The 21669-nt window shown below is 67.0% G+C and carries 20 protein-coding genes, 1 tRNA gene and 1 pseudogene; 5 read left to right on the top strand and 17 right to left on the bottom strand.

Going from position 1 to position 21669, the window contains the following annotated elements; translation table 11 throughout:
• Positions 1 to 48: 48 nt before the first annotated feature.
• From ACOJTB_RS02765 to ACOJTB_RS02750, 4 genes are all read right to left on the bottom strand, one after another.
• On the bottom strand, positions 49 to 1293 hold the full coding sequence (locus ACOJTB_RS02765; RefSeq protein WP_420100986.1) for a L,D-transpeptidase family protein: 1245 nt from the start codon (positions 1291 to 1293) through the stop codon (positions 49 to 51).
• A gap of 269 nt (positions 1294 to 1562) precedes the next feature.
• Positions 1563 to 2075, bottom strand: coding sequence for a transcriptional regulator LdtR (gene ldtR, locus ACOJTB_RS02760; RefSeq protein WP_420100985.1), 513 nt, complete (start codon positions 2073 to 2075; stop codon positions 1563 to 1565).
• A gap of 282 nt (positions 2076 to 2357) precedes the next feature.
• Positions 2358 to 2813: a DUF6163 family protein gene (locus ACOJTB_RS02755; protein WP_420100984.1), complete on the bottom strand. Its 456-nt coding sequence runs from the start codon at positions 2811 to 2813 to the stop codon at positions 2358 to 2360.
• Positions 2810 to 3865, bottom strand: coding sequence for an enoyl-CoA hydratase/isomerase family protein (locus ACOJTB_RS02750; RefSeq protein ID WP_420100983.1), 1056 nt, complete (start codon positions 3863 to 3865; stop codon positions 2810 to 2812). The genes ACOJTB_RS02755 and ACOJTB_RS02750 overlap by 4 nt, the downstream gene beginning before the upstream one ends.
• Positions 3866 to 4080: 215 nt before the next feature.
• On the opposite strand from ACOJTB_RS02750, the gene hemB reads away from it, so the two are divergent.
• Positions 4081 to 5136, top strand: a complete 1056-nt coding sequence (gene hemB / locus ACOJTB_RS02745) for a porphobilinogen synthase (protein WP_420100982.1) — start codon at positions 4081 to 4083, stop codon at positions 5134 to 5136.
• Positions 5137 to 5145: 9 nt separating this feature from the next.
• Here hemB and ACOJTB_RS02740 read toward each other — a convergent pair whose 3' ends face one another.
• From ACOJTB_RS02740 to ACOJTB_RS02730, 3 genes are read right to left on the bottom strand one after another with little or no spacing between them, the layout of a single operon-like run.
• On the bottom strand, positions 5146 to 6489 hold the full coding sequence (locus tag ACOJTB_RS02740; protein ID WP_420100981.1) for an amidase: 1344 nt from the start codon (positions 6487 to 6489) through the stop codon (positions 5146 to 5148).
• 50 nt (positions 6490 to 6539) lie between these two features.
• A complete protein-coding gene (locus ACOJTB_RS02735) occupies positions 6540 to 9674 on the bottom strand; it encodes an efflux RND transporter permease subunit (RefSeq protein WP_420101051.1) in 3135 nt (1044 codons plus the stop codon).
• Positions 9675 to 9681: 7 nt separating this feature from the next.
• Positions 9682 to 10899, bottom strand: coding sequence for an efflux RND transporter periplasmic adaptor subunit (locus tag ACOJTB_RS02730; protein WP_420100980.1), 1218 nt, complete (start codon positions 10897 to 10899; stop codon positions 9682 to 9684).
• A 77-nt stretch (positions 10900 to 10976) separates the two neighbouring features.
• On the opposite strand from ACOJTB_RS02730, the gene ACOJTB_RS02725 reads away from it, so the two are divergent.
• Positions 10977 to 11630 carry a TetR/AcrR family transcriptional regulator gene (locus ACOJTB_RS02725; RefSeq protein ID WP_420100979.1) on the top strand — a complete coding sequence of 218 codons (654 nt, stop codon included), beginning with the start codon at positions 10977 to 10979 and terminating at the stop codon, positions 11628 to 11630.
• 87 nt (positions 11631 to 11717) lie between these two features.
• On the opposite strand, the gene ACOJTB_RS02720 is transcribed toward ACOJTB_RS02725, so the two are convergent.
• The 6 genes from ACOJTB_RS02720 to ACOJTB_RS02695 all read right to left on the bottom strand — a co-directional run bounded on the left by ACOJTB_RS02720 (position 11718) and on the right by ACOJTB_RS02695 (position 14332).
• Positions 11718 to 11793 (bottom strand) — tRNA-Phe (locus tag ACOJTB_RS02720).
• 129 nt (positions 11794 to 11922) lie between these two features.
• Positions 11923 to 12189 carry a hypothetical protein gene (locus tag ACOJTB_RS02715; RefSeq protein ID WP_420100978.1) on the bottom strand — a complete coding sequence of 89 codons (267 nt, stop codon included), beginning with the start codon at positions 12187 to 12189 and terminating at the stop codon, positions 11923 to 11925.
• Between the two features lie 65 nt (positions 12190 to 12254).
• Complete coding sequence (locus ACOJTB_RS02710) at positions 12255 to 12518, bottom strand: DksA/TraR family C4-type zinc finger protein (RefSeq protein WP_420100977.1); 264 nt, start codon at positions 12516 to 12518, stop codon at positions 12255 to 12257.
• Between the two features lie 71 nt (positions 12519 to 12589).
• Complete coding sequence (yacG, locus tag ACOJTB_RS02705; protein WP_420100976.1) at positions 12590 to 12802, bottom strand: DNA gyrase inhibitor YacG; 213 nt, start codon at positions 12800 to 12802, stop codon at positions 12590 to 12592.
• Entirely contained in the window at positions 12795 to 13616 is an 822-nt protein-coding gene (locus ACOJTB_RS02700) for an SDR family NAD(P)-dependent oxidoreductase (protein ID WP_420100975.1), read from the bottom strand. Before ACOJTB_RS02700 ends, yacG begins: the two co-directional genes overlap by 8 nt.
• 107 nt (positions 13617 to 13723) lie before the next feature.
• Positions 13724 to 14332, bottom strand: a complete 609-nt coding sequence (locus ACOJTB_RS02695) for a Maf-like protein (protein WP_420101050.1) — start codon at positions 14330 to 14332, stop codon at positions 13724 to 13726.
• Positions 14333 to 14632: 300 nt separating this feature from the next.
• Between ACOJTB_RS02695 and ACOJTB_RS02690 the strand changes: the two genes are divergently transcribed.
• Positions 14633 to 15016, top strand: coding sequence for a hypothetical protein (locus tag ACOJTB_RS02690; RefSeq protein ID WP_420100974.1), 384 nt, complete (start codon positions 14633 to 14635; stop codon positions 15014 to 15016).
• 9 nt (positions 15017 to 15025) lie between these two features.
• On the opposite strand, the gene ACOJTB_RS02685 is transcribed toward ACOJTB_RS02690, so the two are convergent.
• Positions 15026 to 15856 (bottom strand): CDP-alcohol phosphatidyltransferase family protein, encoded by an 831-nt coding sequence (locus tag ACOJTB_RS02685; RefSeq protein WP_420100973.1) that lies wholly within the window; start codon positions 15854 to 15856, stop codon positions 15026 to 15028.
• 60 nt (positions 15857 to 15916) lie between these two features.
• Positions 15917 to 16639: pseudogene (locus ACOJTB_RS02680) on the bottom strand (phosphatidylserine decarboxylase); the annotation flags it as partial.
• A 197-nt stretch (positions 16640 to 16836) separates the two neighbouring features.
• On the opposite strand from ACOJTB_RS02680, the gene ACOJTB_RS02675 reads away from it, so the two are divergent.
• The gene (locus ACOJTB_RS02675; RefSeq protein WP_420101049.1) at positions 16837 to 18183 is read left to right on the top strand and encodes a cytochrome P450; all 1347 of its coding nucleotides are present in this window, start codon (positions 16837 to 16839) and stop codon (positions 18181 to 18183) included.
• Here ACOJTB_RS02675 and ACOJTB_RS02670 read toward each other — a convergent pair whose 3' ends face one another.
• Both ACOJTB_RS02670 and ACOJTB_RS02665 read right to left on the bottom strand, forming a co-directional pair.
• Positions 18184 to 18675, bottom strand: coding sequence for a hypothetical protein (locus ACOJTB_RS02670; protein WP_420100972.1), 492 nt, complete (start codon positions 18673 to 18675; stop codon positions 18184 to 18186).
• Between the two features lie 67 nt (positions 18676 to 18742).
• Positions 18743 to 20656: an ABCB family ABC transporter ATP-binding protein/permease gene (locus tag ACOJTB_RS02665; RefSeq protein WP_420101048.1), complete on the bottom strand. Its 1914-nt coding sequence runs from the start codon at positions 20654 to 20656 to the stop codon at positions 18743 to 18745.
• Positions 20657 to 20819: 163 nt separating this feature from the next.
• Between ACOJTB_RS02665 and ACOJTB_RS02660 the strand changes: the two genes are divergently transcribed.
• Positions 20820 to 21669, top strand: an 850-nt coding sequence (locus tag ACOJTB_RS02660; protein WP_420100971.1) for a methyl-accepting chemotaxis protein, incomplete at its 3' end; no start/stop codon positions are given.

Genomic DNA, 21669 nt, shown 5'->3' with positions numbered 1-21669 from the left:
AAAGCCCGCCGAGTGGCGGGCTTCCTTGAGCGCCTCGATGTGAGCACATCAGATGTCGTTCTGACCTTCGAGCGCCGCCACCGGCGCGGGGCCGAGGCCGTCCTTGTTGTAGATGTCGTCGCGGAACTGGACGCCGCCGTCCGGGGTCGCCCAGGCGGTGACGTAGACCCAGTAGCACGGCACAGGATCGGCGATGCGGGCGTTGATGCGCTGGCCGGAGGCGATGACCTCGTCGATCTTGGCGCGATCCCAGCCAGGGGTGTTCTTCAGCAGCCAGGCGACATAGTCGCGCACATTCTGGACGCGCATGCAGCCGGACGAGACGAACCGGTAATCATCGCCGAAAATGCCCTTCGACGGGGTGTCGTGCATGTAGACGCCATGCGGACTGGGGATGTTGATCCGCACGAAGCCAAGCGACTTGAACTCGCCGCCCGGATCCTGCCGGAAGGTGTAATGGGTCGCCTCGTCCGAGTTCCAGTTCACCTGCGAGGGCGGGATCTCGGTGCCCGCGCCGTTGATGATGCGGATCTTGTTCTCGGTGAGATAGCTTGGCTCCTTGCGCATCTTCGGGATCAGGTCCTTGCGGATGATCGAAGCGGGAACCGTCCAGGTCGGGTTGAAATTGACTTCCGGAATTTTGGTCTGCAGCAGCGGCGACTGGCGGTCGATCTTGCCGACACCGGCGGCGTGGCGCGTCGCGACATGGCCGTTCTCGACCGTCTCGACCATCGCGGCGGGAATGTTGGCGACGACATAGCGCGGCCCGAGATTGCCCGACCAGGTGCGCAGGCGCACGAGGTTGGTTTCGAGCTGGCGGATGCGGCGGTCGATCGGCACATTGAGCGCAATGATCGTGGCGCGGTTGATCGAGCCGGTGGTCGAGAGACCCACGCGCGCCTGGAACTGGCGCACGGCCGCCTCGACATAGGAATCGTATACATTGCTCTCGCCGGCGGTCTGCTGGAGATCGCCGGTGACGGCGAGGCGCTGGCGCAGCGCGACGACGGCCTGGCCGCGGGAGCCGAGGCCCAGACGGTCGGGCAGTTGCACCGGCTGCCAGCCGCCGCGGGCCGCGAGGTCGCGATAGGCGGCGATGGCCTGTTCGGTGGCCTGCAGAGCCTCGGGCGAGAGCATCGGGGTGTGGGAACGCAGCACGGCGTTGCGCGGGCCGGCGTCGTAATTCTGGCGCCACTCGGCCTGCTGCGCCAGGGCCGGGGCCGCGGCGGCCGTCGCGGCGCCCGACAGCAGGGCCAGCACGGTTTCGCGACGGGTCAGGCTCGGTTGCGACATCTCTTCCCTCTTCGGCATTTCAGGCATGCGGTCCGGCACGAAAAAACCGCCGGCGAAGCGGCGGCGCTTCGGACAGCGGGCCCCATGCCGGAGACGGTGTCCTATGCACGGTTAATGGGACGTATCAGCACGGCAATTTTAGGGCATGCCGGGGTTTTGCCGCAAGCATGGCAAGAGCGCCACAGTGCCCTGGACCCCGCCCATAGCGACACGGCCGGGATTGGGCCCGGCCGTGCAAGGGAAAAATCTGGTCTCGAAACCGGAGGCGTTCAGAGCTTGTAGCGGATCTGGTCGGTCCAGAAGCGCTCCAGCCGCAGCAGGGCGTTGTTCATCCGCTCGAAATCATCGGCCGCGATGCCGCCGATCTGCTCGACCGTGCGGACATGCTTGTCATAGACCGCCTTCACGATGTCGTGGACCTCGGTGCCCTTCTCGGTGAGGCTGATGCGGACCGAGCGGCGGTCGATGCGCGAGCGGGCATGATGGAGATAGCCGAGCTCGACCAGCTTCTTGACGTTGTAGGAGACGTTCGAGCCGAGATAGTAGCCGCGGGTGCGCAGCTCGCTGGCGGAGAGCTCCGAGTCGCCGATGTTGTAGAGCAGCAGCGCCTGGACGCTGTTGACGTCGTCGCGGCCACGACGCTCGAACTCGTCCTTGATGACGTCGAGCAGGCGGCGGTGCAGCCGCTCCACCAGCGTGAGAGACTCGAGATAAAGAGGCTTCACGCTCAGTTCGGCCTCGTTGTTCTTAGCAACTTCCGAAGTCTTGACGCTCGCTTTCATCGTTGATCCTGCCTGTTTGACGCCTGTTTGCCATCGGCCAGGATTGTTCTCCCGGTCCGCTTCTGAAACAGACCATAGGCGTGACCGGATGAAAACGAGTTTAAATATCAGGATGAATCAGGGATTTACCCCTTTGGGTGAATCGTCGATGAAGCTGGAAAGGCTTAAGCTAAAGCGAGTCTTACCAAGACTCTGCGGCGCCTGCCTCACGCGGCGGGCGTTCGAGCATCGGGCCAGCCCGGTATAGGCATCGCGACCGCGCGCCTTCGGGCGCGCGATGGCCTAAGCGGCATCGGTCTCGGTTTCGGCCGCCCAGGTCAAAAGGAAGTAGAGCACGATCAGCGCGACGAAGAGCGCCCCCAGCAGAGGCGTCATCGGCACGAAGCGCGGGAAGAAGAAGCTGAGCAACAACTGGCTCAGCGCCGCGAGCAGCCAGAGAACGCCGCCCCAGGTCGAGGTGAGCCACAGGCCGACAGCCGCCACCAGATCGAGCACCGCGAAGTAGACGATAATCGCCTGGAAGCTCAGGAGCCGGGCCTCGAAAGGCGGCTGAGACTGGGCGCCCAGGCCGAAGATCACCGCCCAGGCAAGCAGGCCCTTGGCCAGCCAGAAGGCCGAGAGCAACCGCAGGAACCAGACCAGGGCCGAGCGCCACCGGGCCGAAGCGGCGACCTCCCCGGTCTGGCCTGCGGTCTCGCCGCGCAGCGCCTCGCCATCTCCCCCCAGTCCCAAGCTCATGCCCCCAGTATCAGTTCATCGGCCCCGAGCGGTGCGAAATAGGCCTCGATCGCGGCGGGATCGAGTTCGGCGAGGCTCGCCGGCTTCCAGCGCGGCGCCTGATCCTTGTCGACCACCACTGCCCGCACGCCCTCATAGAAATCATGGCCATGCGCGATGCGGGAGACGATGCGGAATTCCGTGCGCATCGCCTCGGTGAAATCCAGCGCGGCGCCGCGGCGCATCTGCTCGAAGGCGATGGCGACGCTGGTCGGCGACTTCGTCGCGATGGTCTGAAGAGTCCGCGCCGCGAAGGCATCGCCCTTCGCTGAAGCGGCCTCCAGCCGCGCCATCATCTCGCCAAGGGTGTCCGCCGAAAACCATTCCGCGATCGCCGGGCGCGCGGTGTCCAGCGGGCCTGGACCGCGCTGGATCGTGAAGCCGGAGAGGATGTCGTCGATGGCGCTGCGACCCGTCAATGCATCTGCGAGCTCCGCCATCCGGTCGCTCGCCACGCCATGAGTGACGAGGCCGACGGTCTGGGCATCGGCGGGGCCGATGCGCTCGCCCGTGACGGCCAGATAGCTGCCGAAGGCGCCCGGCAGGCGCGGCAGCGCATAGGTCGCACCGACATCCGGGAAGAAGCCGATGCCGACCTCCGGCATGGCGAAGAGATAGCGATCGCCGGCGATGCGGTGGCTACCATGGATGGAGAGCCCGACCCCGCCGCCCATGACGATGCCGTCGATCAGCGACAGATAGGGCTTGGGATAGGTCGCGATGCGGTGGTTGAGGACGTATTCCTCGCCCCAGAAGGCGAGCATGTCGCCATGGGCGCCCACTTTGCCGCGATCATGCAGCCAGCGGATGTCGCCGCCGGCGCAGAAGGCCTTCTCGCTGGAACTGATGACGACGATGCGCGTCACCTGGGGATCGTTTTCCCAGGCATCGAGCGCCTTGGCCATTTCCCGGACCATCGGCAGGTTGAGTGCGTTCAGCGCGCGGGGGCGGTTCAGCACCGCCACTCCGGCCGCGCCGCGGATCTCGCAGAGGATCTCAGGCTGCTCGCTCATGGATTCTGCTCCGCCGCGCCTCGGGGCTGCGGTTCTGGAAGGCGGGCCGGCGCTTGTCAACGCGAGCGCGGGCTCCTTCCCGATGCGGGGGACCGCACCGCGCGGTTGCGACCAACTGCCGTGTTTTGGAATTGTTCCGATGTGATATGAGGGAATTGCCGACTTCGCCCGCATGACGAAAGCCGCGCAAGACGAACTGAACGAAGGCGATCATCATGGATTCCGGGGTCGTGCGGCCTTTCCCGCTTTTTCCCTCGCGCCAGGAGGGCGTGCAGGCTCCATCGCTCGGCCTGACCCGGCGCATGCGCCGCAACCGCAAGGCGGAGTGGTCGCGCCGGCTGGTGCGCGAGACGCGGCTGACGACGGACGATCTGATCTGGCCGATGTTCCTGATGGATTCCCAGAAGGCGCGGACCCCCGTGGAGTGGATGCCGGGCGTCGACCGGCTGAACATCGACGAGGCGGTGCGGCAGGCGGCGGACGCGGCCGCGCTCGGCATCCCGGCGATCGCGCCCTTCCCCTATGTCGAGAAGGGCCTGCGCGATCCGACGGGCTCGGAAGCGCTGAACGCCGAGAACCTGATGTGCCGCGCCGTGCGCGCCATCAAGCGAGAGGTTCCGCAGATCGGCATCATCTGCGATGCGGCGCTTGATCCCTATACCTCGCACGGCCATGACGGCGTGATGGAGGGCGAGCGCATCCTGAACGATGCGTCCGTCGCGATCCTGGTGCGCCAAGCGCTCGCGCTCGCCGAGGCCGGGGCGGATGTCATCGCGCCCTCCGACATGATGGATGGGCGCGTCGGCGCGATCCGCGAGGCGCTGGACGCCGGCGGCCACGACGAGGTGCAGATCATGGCCTATGCCGCGAAATACGCCTCGGCCTTCTACGGCCCGTTCCGCGACGCCATCGGCACCAATGCCACGCTGGTCGGCGACAAGCGCACCTACCAGATGGATCCTTCCAATACGGACGAGGCCATCGCGGAGGTCGCGCTCGATCTGGAGGAAGGCGCGGATATGGTCATGATCAAGCCCGGCCTGCCCTATCTCGACGTGGTGGCGCGGGTGAAGGACCAGTTCCGGGTCCCGACCTTCGCCTATCAGGTCTCCGGCGAATACGCGATGCTGGTCGCCGCCGTGCAGAATGGCTGGCTCGACGGCGATCGGGCCATGCTGGAAAGCCTGCTCGCCTTCAAGCGGGCCGGCGCCGACGGCGTGCTGACCTATTTCGCGCCGCAGGCGGCGCGAAAGCTCAAGGCGATGGGCTGAAGCAGCGCCTCAGGCCCCGGCCAGCGCCGCTTCCACGGCGAGGCCGATTGAGAGGATACGGCGATCCTGCCCCGCCGTGCCGGCGATCATCAGCCCGACCGGCGCGGTACCCTGCGCATGGCAAGGCAGCGACAACGCGCAGCCGTCCAGGAAGTTGATCAGCGTCGGGTTGCGCAGGATCAGGAGATTGGCCGCGCCATAGCGCGCATCGTCGGCCAGTTCGGCGATCGTCGGAGCGATGACCGGTACGGTCGGCATCAGCAGGGCGTCGAAGCCGGCGATGCGCCGCTCGACAGCCGCGATCCAGGCCCGGCGCGCAGCGAGCACATCGAGATAATCGGCCGCCGACATCTCGGCACCGCGGCGAATGCGCCCGACCACGCGCGGATCGTAGCGGTCGGCGGCCTTCTCGATCAGGCCGCGATGCCAATGCCAAGCTTCGGAGGCGGTGAAGCCGCCCTTGGCGTTGATCTCGGCCAAGCGAGCGAATTCCGGGACCGCGATCTCCTCGATCCGCGCGCCGGCTCGAGCCAGCCGCTCGCGCGCGGCCTCGAAGGCGGCACCGACCGTTTCGTCCAGCCCGTCGAGCGCCAGCGTCGTCGGCACGGCGAAGCGCAGGCCGGCCAGGCTTGCCGGCTGCGGCAGATCGACCGGCTCGCCCGCGAGGATCGCGTCGAGGACAGCGCAGCAGGCGACGCTCGCCGCCAGCGGGCCGATCGAATCGAGCGTGGTCGAAAGCGGCAGCGCGCCCTCGCGCGGCACACGGCATGCCGTGGGCTTGAAGCCGGTGAGGCCGCAGAGCGCCGCCGGAATGCGGACGGAGCCGCCGGTGTCGCTGCCGATCGCGGCCGCCGCCATGCCGTCCGTCACCGAGACGGCCGCGCCCGAGGAGGAGCCGCCCGGGATGCGCCCGGTGGCGCGGTCGAAAGGGTTGAGCGGCGTGCCGTAATGCGGATTGAGCCCGAGTCCCGAATAGGCGAATTCGGTCATGTTGGTGCGGCCGACGAGGACCGCCCCGGCCGCGATCAGCCGGTCGACGACGGGCGCGGAGCAGGCGGCGGGCGGCGCGTCGTCGAGCGCGACGCTGCCGGCGCGTGTCGTCTCGCCGGCGACATCGAACAGGTCCTTGATCGAGACCGGTATCCCTTCCAGCGGCGAGCGGACGATGCCGGAGGCCCGCAGCGCGTCGGAGGCGGCGGCCATGGCGCGGGCGCGCTCGGCATAGAGCTTCGTGAAGACCCGAGCCCCCTCCCCGCCCGGCGCCTGCGCCTTGGAGAGGGCCGCTTCCGCCAGCGCGGCGGCGGTGGTCTCGCCCCGCATGAGGGCGTTCTGCAAGTCGGCGAGCGTGGTCATGGTCTGCTGTCCGATGGTGGGGCAGGCCCGGTCTGACCCGGGCCTGCCCGTCAGGTGGCAGCAACCTGCTTAGGCTCTCGGGGCTTGCCGCGCCAGCGGCGCACCAGCCTGACCACGCCGACATAAAGCAGCGGGACGAAGAAGACGCCGAGCACGGTCGCCGCGATCATGCCGCCCATCACGCCGATGCCGATGGCGTTCTGGCTGCCCGAGCCTGCGCCGGTGGCAATCGCGAGCGGCGTGACGCCGAGCACGAAGGCCAGCGAGGTCATCAGGATCGGGCGCAGGCGCTGGCGGGCGGCTTCGAGCGTCGCCTCGACCAGGCCCTTGCCGTGCGCCTCCTGCTCGATCGCGAATTCGACGATTAGGATGGCGTTCTTGGCCGCCAGGCCGATGGTGGTGAGCAGGCCGACCTTGAAATAGACGTCGTTGCTCTGCCCGAACAGCGTCGCCGCCAGCAGCGCCCCGAAAATGCCGATCGGTACCGACAGCATCACGGCGAAGGGGATGGACCAGCTCTCATAGAGCGCCGCAAGGCACAGGAAGACCACGAGCATCGACAGCGCATAGAGCGCAGCGGCCTGGCTGCCCGACAGCCGCTCCTGATAGGACAGCCCGGTCCATTCATGCGAGAAGCCGGGCGGCAGCTGCGTCATCAGCCGGTCGATCTCGTCCATCGCCGCGCCGGAACTGACGCCGGCTGTGGCACCGCCCTGGATCTCGACGGCGGACTGGCCGTTGTACCGCTCCAGCCGGGGCGAGCCATAGGTCCAGCGCCCGCTGGAGAAGGCCGAGAAGGGCACCATCTCGCCGCTCGCATTGCGGACATGCCAGCGGCCTACATCCTCCGGCTGCATGCGGAACGGCGCATCGGCCTGGACATAGACCGATTTGACGCGGCCCCTGTCGATGAAGTCGTTGACATAGGCCGAGCCCCAGGCGGTCGACAGCGTGTCGTTGACGCTGCCGAGCGACAATGTCAGCGCACTCGCCTTCTCCTGGTCGATCTCGACGGCATATTGCGGCGTGTCCTCCTGCCCGTTCGGGCGGGTTCCGGTCAAAAGCTTGCTGCCACCGGCGAGACCGAGAAGCTGGTTGCGGACCTCCATCAGCCTCGCATGGCCTGCGCCGCCGACATCCTGAAGATAGAAATCGAAGCCCGCCGTGTTGCCGAAACCCTGGATCGCGGGCGGGGCCAGCGCGAAGACCGTGCCGTCCTTGATCGCCCGGAAAGCCCCCATCGCCCGCCCCGCGATCGCCTGCGCCGTGGTCTCGCGGCCCGAGCGCGCTTCGAACGGCTTCAGGCGCACGAAAGCGAGGCCGACATTCTGGCCCTGCCCGCCGAAGCCGAAGCCGGCGACGGTGAGGACGCCGTCGACCAGATCCTTTTCCTTCTCGAGATAATGCTTCTGCACCTGGTCGAGGACCGCCAGCGTGCGATCCTGCGTCGCGCCCACCGGCAGCTGCACGCTGGTCAGCAGGATGCCCTGATCCTCATCGGGCAGGAAGGAGCTCGGCAGCCGCGCGAAGAGATAGGCCATGCCGCCGGTGACGAGCAGGAAGACGAGGAAGAAGCGCAGCGGGCGCGCGATCATGCCGGACACGCCAGAGCGGTAGCCATGCGTGGTGCGCTCGAAATTGCGGTTGAACCAGCCGAAGAAGCCCTTCCGCTCGCCATGATCCTTCACCGGCTTGAGGATGGTGGCGCACAATGCCGGGGTCAGCACCAGCGCCACCACCACCGACAGGATCATCGCGGTCACGATGGTGATGGAGAACTGGCGATAGATGACGCCGACCGAACCGCCGAAGAAGGCCATGGGCACAAACACGGCCGAGAGCACCGTGGTGATGCCGATCAGCGCGCCGGTGATCTCGCCCATCGACTTGATCGTCGCTTCCTTGGGGCCGAGCTTGTCCTCCTGCATCACGCGCTCGACATTCTCGACCACGACGATGGCGTCGTCGACGAGCAGGCCGATGGCGAGCACCATCGCGAACATGGTCAGCGTGTTGATCGAATAGCCCGCCACAGCCAGCACGCCGAAGGTGCCGAGCAGCACGACCGGAACCGCGATCATCGGGATGAAGGTGGCCCGCAGATTCTGCAGGAACACGAACATCACGATGAAGACGAGAACGATCGCCTCGAACAACGTATGGACCACCTTCTCGATCGAGAGGGTGACGAAAGGCGTCGTGTCGTAGGGATAGGTCACCTCGACGCCTTCCGGCAGGGTCTGCTTCATTCGGTCGATGGTGGACTGCACCGCCTTGGCGGTGTCGATGGCGTTGGCGCCGGTCGCCAGGCTGATGGCGAGGCCCGTGGTCGGCTGGCCGTTATAGCGCGAGACCGTGTCGTAGCTCTTGGCGCCGAGCTCCACCCGCGCGACGTCGTTCAGCCGCACGATGGAGCCGGAGGAGCCGCTTTTCAGGATGATGTTCTCGAATTGGGAGGGGGTCTGTAGGCGCGAGGCCGCCGTCACCGTGGCGTTGAGCTGCTGCCCCTTGATTTGCGGCAGGCCGCCGAGCTGGCCGGCCGAGACCTGCGTGTTCTGCGCCTGGATCGCTGCGGCGACATCGCTCGGCATCAGCGCGTATTTGCGCAGCGAATCCGGGTTCAGCCAGATGCGCATGGCATAGCCGGCGCCGAAGAGCTGCGTCGTGCCGACGCCTTCGACGCGCTTCAGCGTATCGTTCAGCGTGGAATCGACATAGTCGGCGAGGTCGGTGGTCGACATCCGCCCGTCCTTGGAGACGAAGGCGACGACCATCAGGAAGCCGGTGGAAGCCTTCGCGACCGAGATGCCCGTGCTCTGCACCACGCTCGGCAATTGCCGGGTGACGAGTTGCAGCTTGTTCTGCACCTGCATCTGCGCGACGTCCGGGTCGGCCGCGCTGGTGAAGGTCAGCGTGATCGAGGCGTTGCCGGTCGAAGTCGAATTTGCGGTCATGTATTGCAGGTTGTCGAGGCCGGTCATGCCCTGCTCGATGACCTTCGTCACCGAATTCTCGACGGTCTGCGCATCTGCGCCAGGATAGGTCGCGCTGATCTGCACCGTCGTAGGCGCGATCTGCGGATATTGCGAGATCGGCAGCGTGCGCAGGGCCAGCAGGCCCGCCAGCATGATCACGATGGCGACGACCCAGGCGAAGATCGGCCGCTCGATGAAGAAGCGCGAGATCATGGCGTCAGTTCTTCGTCGCGGCGGGGATCTGAGCGCGGCGATCGGCCGATTTCAGCTCGCCGGTCGCCTCGTCCACGCTCACTTCCGTCGGATTGACGGCCTGGCCGGCGCGCACCAGCTGGGCCCCTTCCACGATCAGTCTGTCGCCGTCCTTCACCCCGGCATTGACCAGCCAGTTGTTGCCGATGCTGCGCTGGGTCGAGAGCACCCGCTCTTCGACCTTGCCGTCTGCAGCGACGAACTTGCCCGTCGGCTCGCCCTTGGTGTTGCGGCCGACGCCCCGCTGCGGCAGCAGGAAGCTGTTCTCGGCGACGCCTTCCTGAATGACGGCGCGCACGAACATGCCGGGCAGCAGCAGGCGCTGAGGATTGGGGAATTCGGCCCGCACGGTGAAGGTGCCGGTGGTCTCGTCGATATTCGCCTCGGCGAATTCGAGCTTGCCCGACTGGTCGTATTCGGCCCCGGTATCGAGCTTCAGCTTCACGGCAACGTTGGGTCCCGTCACTTTCAGCCGCCCCGCGGCAACCGACTCGCGGAACTTCAGCAGGTTGGTGCTGGATTGGGTGACATCGACATTGATGGGATCGAGCTTGCGGATCGTGGTCAGCGCCGTAGCCTGATTGGCCGTCACCAGAGCGCCCGGCGTCAGCGCGGATTTGTCTACCCGCCCGTCGATCGGCGCCGTGACCTTCGTATAGGCGAGGTTGATGCGCGCGGTTTCGACGCTGGCCTTGGTGGAGGCGACATCGGCCTGCGCCTGGGCGAAGGTGGCGTTGGCGTCGTCCGCATCCTGCCGGCTGCCGGCATTGCGCTGGAGCAGCTCCCCGTAGCGATCCGCCCGGATCTTGGCGTTGACGGCGGCCGCCTCGGCCTTCTGCTGCGCGGCGAGCGCACTGTCCAGTGCGGCCTGATAGGGCGCGGGATCGATCTCGTAGAGCAGATCGCCCGCCTTGACCTCGCTGCCCTCCTTGAAGACCCGGGACTTGATGATGCCGTTCACCTGCGGGCGCACCTCGGCGATCAGGCTGGCGGAGACCCGGCCGGGCAATTCGGCGGTGATCGCGACAGGCTGAGGGCGAAGCACCACGACGCTGACCTGCGCCTGTGGCTGCTGGGGCGGAGCGCCCGCTTTCTGCTCGTTGCACCCCGCCAGGGCCATGGCGAGCAGAACCGCGCCCCCGAGCAGGGGGCGGGAGGCGGACGAGGCGCGCGCGGCCGGCATCGGAGGCTCCTGGTTAGGAAACTGCTGAGTTTCTTAATCCTTGCTTTCGGGCCGTGTCAAACCGATACTCCGGCGCGATGACCCGAGAGGCGCAGCACAGTCAGACCGGCGCCGCCCGCAAGCGCGCACCAGGGCGGCCGAAGAGCCGCCCCGACGCAACGGAACGCGAGCGCATAACCGCACAGGCCCGGGCCTTGTTCCTGACGGCCGGCTATGACGGCACGACCATGGATGCGGTGGCCGGACGCTGCGGCATCTCGAAGCGCACACTCTACCGGCTGTTCCCGGGGAAGGCGGAACTCTTCCACGAGATGGTGGCCGAGCACCGACGCCAGGCGCTGGCGCTGCCGCGCAACCCGCGCGAAGAGACGCTGGACGCTGCGCTGGCCGCGATCTTCAGGCTCGACGACGCGACCGGGGCCGATGAAGACCGCATCGCCTTCCTGCTGCTGGCGATCGCCGAAGCGGAGCGTTTCCCGGATATCGGCCGCGCCTTGCGGCTTGAAGGCGTCGATCCCTCGCGGCGCCTGCTCGCCGAATGGATCGGCGCGCAGCAGGAGGCCGGGCGACTGCGCTCCTTCCCGCCGGAGGCGGCGGCCCGGATGCTGCTCGACATGATCTTCGGCGGACAGGCAAGGCGGTTTCTCGGCGACCATGAATGGAGCCGCGAACAGCGTGTGGCCCACGCGAAGCTCTGCATCGAGCTCTTTCTCGCGGGCATGGCGCGCTGAGAGAAACACAGCTTTCTCTCAGCGGCAGCGCACCCGCTCTCAAAAGCCGAAGACGGCGTCCAAATATCTGCAATATCAGAGGAAAAATGGTGCCCAGGGGCGGAATCGAACCACCGACACTGCGATTTTCAGTCGCATGCTCTACCAACTGAGCTACCTGGGCGCCCCGGCGGCGCGGGCGCCGTCCGTGTTGGTGGGGGGCGGTATAGAGGCAGATGGCGGGCCTGTCCAGTCACTTCAGCCGGCTTTGTGATGCCCGCGGTGGATGGAGCGAGAACGGGGCCGGGCGCCCTCAATGAACGGTCGCGATATCATCCTCGTCGGGGTCGATCAGCCGGGCAAGGCCGAGCTGGCGCACGCCGTCCATGAATTCGGCGAAGGCCTCCGCATCGGTCGCGAAGCTGTCCTGCCACACGGTCGAGCCGCCTTCCTCGTCGATCAGTTCGAGCGTCCAGCCATCGGTGCCGTCGATCCGGTAGATCTCGACCTGCACCGTAATGCCGTCATGGGTGACCGTCTGCGAGAGCGGCGAGCGGATGATGCCGGGGAAATCTGACATGCCTGCAGTCTACAGCATCGAACCGAAAAGTGGATTCCCGTTTTCGGCGCATGGGCGCGGACGGCTCATCTGAGCTGGCTGTCCTTGCTGCCGCGGCGGTTATATCCGCTGGCCGCCGCCGGCCGGTCGAGCCCGGATTGACATTCGACACAGGTGCGCGCGCCCGGAAGGGCGAGGCGCCGCGCCAGCGGGATCATCTCCCCGCATTCCCGGCAATGGATATCGCCCGGCCCGGCGGGCAAACGCGAGCGGGCCAGGCGCACCGCATCGCCGATCGTATCGTCGATCTGATCCTGAACCGCTCCGTCAGGAGCCCAACCGCTGGCCATCCGACACTCTCCCTCCACTCAGATTTGGGGAGCGAATCGGCCAGCGCAACCGTCGCGTCGGCTGTCGACGCTCAGTGGTCGCGCCCGCTTTCGCGCGGGTTCGGTGGCACGTCATCGGCCTCGTCCAGCGGCTCGCCGGGAATGACGTAGCTGCCCTTCAGCCAGCGCCCCAGATCGATATCGGCGCAGCGCGCCGAGCAGAAGGGACGGAATTTCGCCAGAGCGGGCTTGCCGCAGATCGGGCAGGCCCGCGCCGGAGGCGCCTTGTCTTCGATCTCAGCCATATTTGAGCGTAATGCCTCCATCGACGACCAGTTCGATGCCGGTGACATAGCGCGCCTCGTCACTGGCGAGAAAGAGCGCGGCATGGGCCACGTCCCAGGCCTCGCCCATATGGCCCATCGGCACCTGCGCGGCGCGCGCAGCCCACATCGCCTCGACATCGCCGGCCCCATAGGCCTGGGCGAGGCCGGCCGAATGCTCGACCATCGGGGTCTTCATCAGGCCGGGCAGGATCGCGTTCACGCGAATCTTCTCAGGCGCATACTGGGCCGCCGTCGTGCGGGTCAGCTGGTTCAACGCCGCCTTGGTGGCCGAATAGCTCGCATAGGGCACGCCGGTATGGCGGATCGAGGCGATCGAGGAGATGTTGATGATCGACCCGCCCTCTCCGGTCTCCGTGAACTGGCGCTGCATCACCGGAATGACGTGCTTCATGGCCAGGAAGGCGCCGGTGAGATTGACGCGGAAGACACGCTCCCACACCTCCTCCGCCAGTTCGACGACGCCGCCGACCTCGGCGATGCCGACATTGTTGTCGAGAATGTCGATCCGCCCATAGCGACCGAGCGTGCGGCCGACCAGGTCCGCGACCTCTTCGGCCTTGGTCACATCGGCCCGCACCGCGAAGGCCTGGCCGCCCTCGTTCTGGATGATGGCGGCCGTTTCCTCGGCCGCGTCGAGATTGATGTCGGCGCAGATCACGCGAGCGCCCTCGCGGGCGAAGGTGACCGCCGTCGCCTTGCCGTTGCCCCAGCCGGGGCCGATCGAGCCCGCTCCGGCCACGATCGCGACCTTGCCCCTCAGACGTGTGCTCATTCCCGCCCCTTTTCGACGACGCGCCTTGTCAGGCTGGCGCGCTTGAACCTGCGAGGATCGATGCAGCGGCGGCCGGATGCAAGCCGGCGCATCGGTCCGCCTTGCGGTCAGGCCGCGTTCATCCAGCCGAAGCGGACGGGGAAGCCCTCCCCGCCCAGGAGATTCACCGTCTCGTAGAGCGGGAGGCCGACGACGCCGGTATAGGAGCCGACGAGCTTGACCACGAAGGAGCCGGCGATGCCCTGCACGGCATAGCCGCCGGCCTTGCCGCGCCATTCGCCGGAAGCGAGATAGAGCTCGATCTCCTCGGTCGAAAGCCGCTTGAACCGCAGCCGCGTCTCGACGATCCGCTCGCGGATGGAACCCGAGGGGGTGACCAGCGCGACGCCGGTGAAGACCTTGTGCGCGCGGCCTGACAGCAGCCGCAGGCAGGACGCCGCCTCCTCTACCAGTTCGGCCTTGGGCAGGATGCGCCGGCCGACCGCCACCACCGTATCTGCGGCGACGATATAGGCGCCCTCCAGATCGGGCCTCGCGGCGATGCCGGCTTTCGCCGCCTCGGCCTTTTCACGGGCGAGGCGGCGGGCGAGATCGCGCGGGCGCTCGGCCTTGTTCGGGGTTTCGTCGAGATCGGCCGGCAGCAACGCATCGGGCTTGAGGCCGGCCTGCTCGAGCAAGGCGAGCCGCCGCGGCGAAGCGGAGGCGAGCACGAGCATGGGGCGCCAGCCGGGCGGCTTGGAAGAGGCGAACAGGGTCAAGGCACGACGCTCGATGTTGAGGCGGCGGAAGGGCCGCTCCTGGGATTTAGAGCATCGCGGGGCCGGGTGGGAACCATTTTCCCGCTGCTGCCCGGGCTGGAGCCGCCGCGCAAAAAGTGGCGCGGCGACGGGCGCGAATGTTCCATGTTTGCAGCGCATGGACGGAAAAGGCCCGCGCGCTGCATCTGCGATTGCAAACGAGCGATGGTCAAGTCACTGTCGGCTGCTTCCGCCTTCGCCCGGTGCCCGGAGCCCCGTATGCCCAAATCCACCAAGACGCCTCCTCTCGCCCCCGTCGTCGCGGGGGTCGAAGCACAGGCGCTCGCCGTGCGGATGATGACGATGCAGGCCGATGCGGGGCTGACGATCGCCATGCGCATGCCGATCCTGATGAAGGGAGCGATGGGGGACAGTTCCGGCCAGCGCGAGGCGACGAAGGCGGTCGTCGAGAAGGTCTCCGCGGTCATGGAGAGCGGCGTCGCCGCCAGTTGCGCCGCCGCGGCCTTCTGGTGGGGCCTGGCGCTCAATCCGCTCGCCCAGGTCGATATCGCCGAGGCTTCCGCCAAGGTGGTCAACCAGTCGCTGGAGCCCTTCTCCCGGCGCACCCGCGCCAATGCGGCCCGGCTCGGCCGGCGGCGCTGACGCGGCGGTTCAGCCCGCGGGCGTCTCGGCGACGGGAGCGGTGGCTGCGGCGTGCTCGCGTTCGAGCTTGCGATAGCGTGCGACGCTGACCGGAATCAGCGCGAGATAGGCCAGCACGACGAGGCTCAGCGTCTCGAAGGTATAGGCGAAAAGCAGCCCCGCCACGATGACCGCCGCTGCGAAGAGCGGCAGCACCATGTCCCGAGGCACGCGGGCACCGAGCGTCTTGCCCGCATAGCAAGGGATGCGGGAAATCGTCAGGAAGGCGATGAAGAGGATATAGAGCCCGACGAAAGGCGCTCCATATTCCTGCACCGGCACTCCGATCATCTGCAGGTAGACCGGGAGCAGCGCGGTGATGGCGCCGGCCGGCGCCGGCATGCCGACGAAGAAGTTCTTCTGCCACTCCGGCCGGTTGGGATCGTCGATCATCACGTTGAAGCGGGCGAGCCTCAGCGCCATGGTGCAGGCGAGCGTGAGCACGATGATCCAGCCGAAGGACTTCAGATCGTGCAGGACGAAGATCCAAAGCACATAGCCGGTCGCCACGCCAAAATTGACGAAATCGGACAGCGAATCGAGCTCGGCCCCGAAGCGTGAGGTGCCCTTCAGCATGCGCGCGAGGCGCCCGTCCACACCGTCGAGCGCAGCGGCGACCAGAATGCAAATGGTCGCCGTCTCGGTCCGGCCCTCGACGACGAGCCGCATGGCAGTCAGCCCGAGGCACAGCGCCAGCAAGGTCACGAGATTCGGCGCGATCAGCCGGAAGGGGATCGACTTGAAGCGCGCGCGCCTGGGCTCGACGCGCTCGGGCTCGAAAGGAGGAAAAAGGTCGCTCATGGCTGCCGGGAATACGCGGATTCTGCCCGCAACGCCAGCGGCAGCCGCGTTCCGTCCCCGTCAGATGGGCCGGAAGCTGCGGGCCACGAGTTCGTTGCCGGCCATGTCGGCCAGCACCGTCTCGCCGGCGATGGCGGTCTGGCCGGGGCCGACCAGAGGAACGACATGCGTCGGCAGGTAGACGTCGACGCGCGAGCCGAAGCGGATGAGGCCGAAGCGCTCGCCGGTGCCGAGCAGGTCACCTTCCTTGACGAAGGGCACGATGCGGCGCGCGACGAGGCCGGCGATCTGCACGACGCCGACCACGCCCGAGGTCGTCTCGATCGCCAGCGCGTTGCGCTCATTGTCGTCGCTGGCCTTGTCGAGCTCGGCGTTGAGGAAGAGGCCGGGCGTATAGGCCATCTTGACGATGCGGCCGGGCACCGGGGCGCGGTTCACATGGCAGTCGAAGACGTTCATGAAGATCGAGATGCGCGTCATCGGCTCGACCGGCAAGTCGAGTTCCGGCGGCGGCAGGGCCGTCGCGATCTGGCTGACATGGCCGTCGGCCGGGGAGATCACGAGCCCTTCCCGCTGCGGCGTGATGCGCACCGGATCGCGGAAGAAGTAGCAGATCCAGATGGTGATGATCGCGCCGATCCAGCCAAAGGGCGACCAGACATTGGCGAGCACGATCGTCGCCACGAGGCCGAGCGCGATGAAGACATAGCCCTCCTTGTGGATGGGCACGATCACCTTGCGGACGGAATCGACGAGGGACATGGGCTGTTCCGTTGTTGAAGCCGCGCATCGGCGCGGAAATGGGTTTGCCCGCCATCACGGGGCGCGGGCGCCGCGGTCATGTAGGCAATTCCGCAGCCAAGGGGAAGTCCGCTGCGGTCGCACCCTCTTTTATCGCCACATTTGGCGCATCACCTTGGACGTGACGATCATCCCGCATGGAGCGTCCGTCCTTGACCATCGCCTTCAATCCCGACCGGATCGCCGGTGACGGGCTCGTCGAGACCAAGCGTTCGCCGCTGGGGCTCTTCGCCGCGATCCTGCGCAATCCGCTGAGCGCTCTCCCGCCCGAGATCTTTCGCGAGCGCCTGGTTCTGGCCAGCGTCGCCGGCCGGCAGAGCCTATATGTCTGCGACCCACCGCTGATCCAGGAGGCGCTGGTCAAGAACGCCGCCCATCTCGGCAAGGGCGAGATCGCGCGCAAGGTGCTGGGGCCTGCGCTGGGCGATGGCTTGCTGACGGCGGAGGGCGCCCATTGGCGCTGGCAGAGGCAATCGGTCGCGTCGGGCTTCCAGCACGAGAAGCTCGTCGGCTTCCTGCCCGCGATGATCGGCGCCGCGCAGGAAACTCGCGCGCGCTGGGAGGATGCGACCTCCCCGCTCGATATCGGCCACGAGATGATGCGCACGACCTTCGCCATCATCGTGGAGACGATGCTCTCGGGGAGCGCCGATCTGGATGTCGGGCGGGTCGAGCGCTCGATCACGGATTATCTCGAGCCGACGAGCTATGTCTTCGCCTATTCCATGCTCGGACTGCCGGAATGGATGCCCTATCCGGGCCGAACCCGCGCTCGCGAGGCGACGCGCTATCTGCGCGAGAGCATCGGCGCGCTGATCGGCCTCCGCCGCGCCGGCGGTGCCCGCCGCGGCGATCTTCTCGACATGCTGCTCGACGCGCATGATCCGGAGACGGGCCGCGCGATGCAGGACGAAGAGATCGTCGACAACCTCCTGACCTTCATCACCGCTGGGCACGAAACCACCGCGCTCGGTCTGGCCTGGACGCTACACCTCCTCAGCGACCACCCGCAGATCGAGCAGAAGGTGCTGGAGGAAATCGCGACCGTCACCCAGGGCGGGCCGCTGCGGCCGGAGCATGTCGCGCGGCTGGATCTCACCCGGGCGGTCTTCCAGGAATCGATGCGGCTTTATCCGCCCGCGCCGGTCATCACCCGCCAGGTGGAAAAGCCTTTTTCGCTCGGCGGGCTCTCTCTCGGCGAAGGCACGGTTCTCTATGTGCCGATCCAGGCGGTGCATCGGCACGAGAAGCTCTGGGACGAGCCCGAGCGCTTCGATCCCGCCCGCTTCCTGCCGCAGGCCGGCCGCACGCGGCACCGCTACGCCTATCTGCCGTTCGGCGCGGGCCCGCGCATCTGCATCGGCAGCGCCTTCGCGACGATGGAGGCGGTGGCGATCCTCGCCGTGCTCCTGCCGGCGGCCAGGCTCGCGCGGGTCTCGCACGAAGCCCCCGAGCCTTCGCTGAAGATCACGCTGAGGCCCCGCAAGCCGCTGATGATGACGGCCAGACGGCGCGAGACGGCATGATCAAACCGCCGGTCGCGGCATCTGGACGAAGCGCCGCGCGGCCTGCCAGATCAGGATGACGAATGCCGCCAGCACGGCGAGCTGCGCCACGAGGAAGGCGGGCTCCGAGCCCGTCGGCGCCAGTGCGTGCAGCGCGGGGATCTTCAGGAACATCTGCGCGACCAGCACGAACATCAGCAGATAGAAGGCCAGCAAGGCCGAGACCGCATAAATGCGACGCCACGCCCCCTGCAACAGGCGCCCATAGAGCGCGAATGCGGCAAGCGCGACGAGGACCAATGAGATCGCGCCCACGATATGCGAGGGCAGGACGCCGCTGACGGGGAAGCCGAATCCCGTCGCGCTCGTGGCGAAGGCGGTCGACAGGAAAATCCCCGTCCAGCGCGGCCGCGTATGGCCCCGCAACAGCCCGGCAGCGACCGGGAAGCCCGCCACGATGGCGATCAGGCTAAGCCAGGTGTGAAAGCCGACGAAGGTCGCGGGATTGAACATGGCCGCCTCTCCCCAATGCCCTACTCGATGGCCGCATCATGCAGGAAACGGGCTGGTCCTGCGAGCGTCACTTGGTGAGGCTGACCCTCACGCTCGGCTCTTCCTGAGAGGTGGCCCGCTGGAGCGTGGCCTTCGCCTCGTCGACCTCACGCTGGCGATTCCACATCGCGGCGTAGACGCCGCCGGCCTCCAGCAATTCGCGGTGATGGCCGCGCTCGACGATGACGCCCTTGTCGAGCACGATGCTCTCGTCGGCATTGACGACGGTCGAGAGCCGGTGGGCGATGACGAGCGTGGTTCGGCCCTCGCTGACCCGGTCCAGAGCATCCTGGATCTCCTTCTCGGTGAAGGAATCGAGCGCCGAGGTCGCTTCGTCCAGCACCAGGATCGGCGGGCCCTTCAGGATGGTGCGGGCAATGGCAACGCGCTGCTTCTCGCCGCCCGAAAGCTTGAGGCCGCGTTCACCGACGGAGGTGGCATAGCCATCGGGCAAGGTCTTGATGAAGCGGTCGATCTGGGCGAGGCGCGCCGCCTCCTCGACCTCCTCGCGGGTCGCATCCGGGCGACCATAGAGGATGTTGTACTCGATCGTGTCGTTGAACAGCACGGGGTCCTGAGGAACCATGCCGATCGCCGCGCGCAAGCTGACCTGCTGGATGTCGGCGATCGGCTGCCCGTCGATCAGGATGCGGCCCTGCTGCGGCTCGTAGAAGCGGAAGAGCAGGCGCGAGATCGTCGACTTGCCGGCGCCGGAGGGGCCGACGATGGCGACCGTCTTGCCCGGAGGGACCGCGAAGGAGACGCCGCGCAGGATCTGCCGCTCCGGCACATAGGCGAAATGGACGTCGTCAAACACGACCTCGCCCGCCGGAACCTGCAAGGGCCTGGCGCCCGGCTTGTCCTGGATTTCCGGATCGCGCCCGATCAGCGAGAACATCTGGGCGATGTCGAGCGTCGCCTGCTTGATCTCGCGATAGACGGTGCCCATGAAATTTAGCGGGATATAGAGCTGGATCAACATCGAGTTGATGAGGATCAGGTCGCCAACCGTGTTGGTGCCGGACTGGAAGCCGCGCACCGCCATCACCATCGAGAGCGTCAGCCCCACGGCGAAAATCCCGGCCTGGCCGAAATTCAGCCAGGCGAGCGATGTATAGGCCTTGATCGAATTGCGCTCATAGCGCGCCATCGCAACATCGTAGCGGGCGGTCTCGCGCGCCTCGGCGCCGAAATACTTCACCGTCTCATAGTTGAGCAGCGAGTCGATCGCCTTGGCGTTGGCGTCGGTGTCGGACTCGTTCATCGCTGAGCGGATCGCAATCCGCCACTCGGTCGCCTTGATGGTGAAGGTCATATAGGCGGTCACCATCACCACCAGCACGACGACATAGCGCCAGTCGAACAGCGCCAGCAGCACGGCGATGATCAGCGCCACCTCGATGATCACCGGCACGAGCTGGTTGAGGCCGAGGCGCACCATCTCCTCGATGCCGTTGCGACCGCGCTCCAGCACGCGGGTCAGCCCGCCCGTCTTGCGCTCCAGATGGAAGCGCAGCGACAGGTGGTGCAGATGTCCGAAGGTCTGCAGCGCCAGGGTGCGGACCGCATGCATGAAGACCGGGGCGAAGATGGCGTCCCGCAATTGCACGAAGGCGGCCGAGCCGACGCGGGCGAGACCATAGAGCACGGTCAGCGCCAGCGGCGCGCCGACGAGCCAGGGCAGCCAGTTCTCGACGCCCGAGCGCGTGCCGGCCAGCGCATCCGTCACCCATTTGAAGGTGAAGGGCACGCCCATCAGAATCAGGCGGCCGCACAGCATCAGCGCGAAGGCAGCGACGACGCGGCCCCTGAGATCGGGGCGCTCGGCCGGCCACAGATACGGCCAAAGGGCCTTGAAGGTGGTGAAAAAGCCGGCCCCGGGCTGAATCACGGCAGAGCGGGACAAGCTCGGCGCCGGGGGCGACGGCTGGGCAGGCGGCATCGGCATCTGAATTTTTCCAAATCGAGGGGCCCATATAGCCCGATGCCTGCGGCAAAGGCAGGGTCCGACCACGAATTTTCCGTCGGCGCCGATGGCCATAAGCAGCCATTAACCATGCCTTCCCATAACCAAAGGTCAGCACCATAAGCACCAAGGGGGAACGATGCTGTTCGGGAAAAAGAAGGCGGAGCCGGTCGTGGATCTGGCGGAAGCCCAGGCCTATCGGGAACTGCGCGAGCGTTCGGAGCTCCTCGATCGCTATGCCGGCGTCGGCCTGTGGGAAGCGGTGCTCCACCAGGGCGATGCCATGCATGCCGCCAGCCGCTGGACGTGGTCCGCCGAACTGCGTCGTCTGCTGGGCTACACCTCCGAGACGGAATTCCCGAATGTCGTGCAGTCCTGGTCGGACAGGCTGCATCCGGACGATGTCGCCTCCACCTTCGCCGCGTTTGGCGGTCATCTGCAGGACAGAAGCGGCGGCACTCGGTATGACGTCATCTACCGCCTCAAGATGCGCGACGGCAGCTACCGCTGGTTCCGGGCCACGGGCGGATGCAAATACATGGAGGACGGCACGACGGTCCGCGCCTGCGGCTCCCTCACTGACGTCCATGATCAGAAGATGGCCGAACTCGCGACCCAGCAGTCGATGGAGGAGGACGGCATCGCCATCCACGCCATTCGCACGGCGCTCGCAGCCCTGGCGGACGGCGATGTCACCGCGCGGATCACGGAGGCGATGCCGGCCAAGGCCGAGGCGCTGAAACTGTCATTAAACGCGGCCGCCGAAAAGCTCGGCCGCGCGAGCGGCGCCGTCGGCCAGACCGTGGCGCTGACGCGCGCGACCGCAGCCGAGATCGCCGAAGGCTCGCGCGACCTGTCCGGCATGACCGAACAGCAGGCTTCGGCGCTGGAGGAAACGGCGGCGACCACCGAGCAGCTTGCTGCCTCTGTCAAGCAGACAGCAAACGCCGCCAAACAGGCGGCGGAAAGCGGTGGCGAAGCGATGAAGG

Origin of the sequence: Allobosea sp. (assembly GCF_048595345.1) — a bacterium.
GTDB lineage: Bacteria > Pseudomonadota > Alphaproteobacteria > Rhizobiales > Beijerinckiaceae > Allobosea.
Note: the sequence above shows the minus strand (reverse complement) of the source record. Positions and strands in the feature narration are given on the sequence as shown.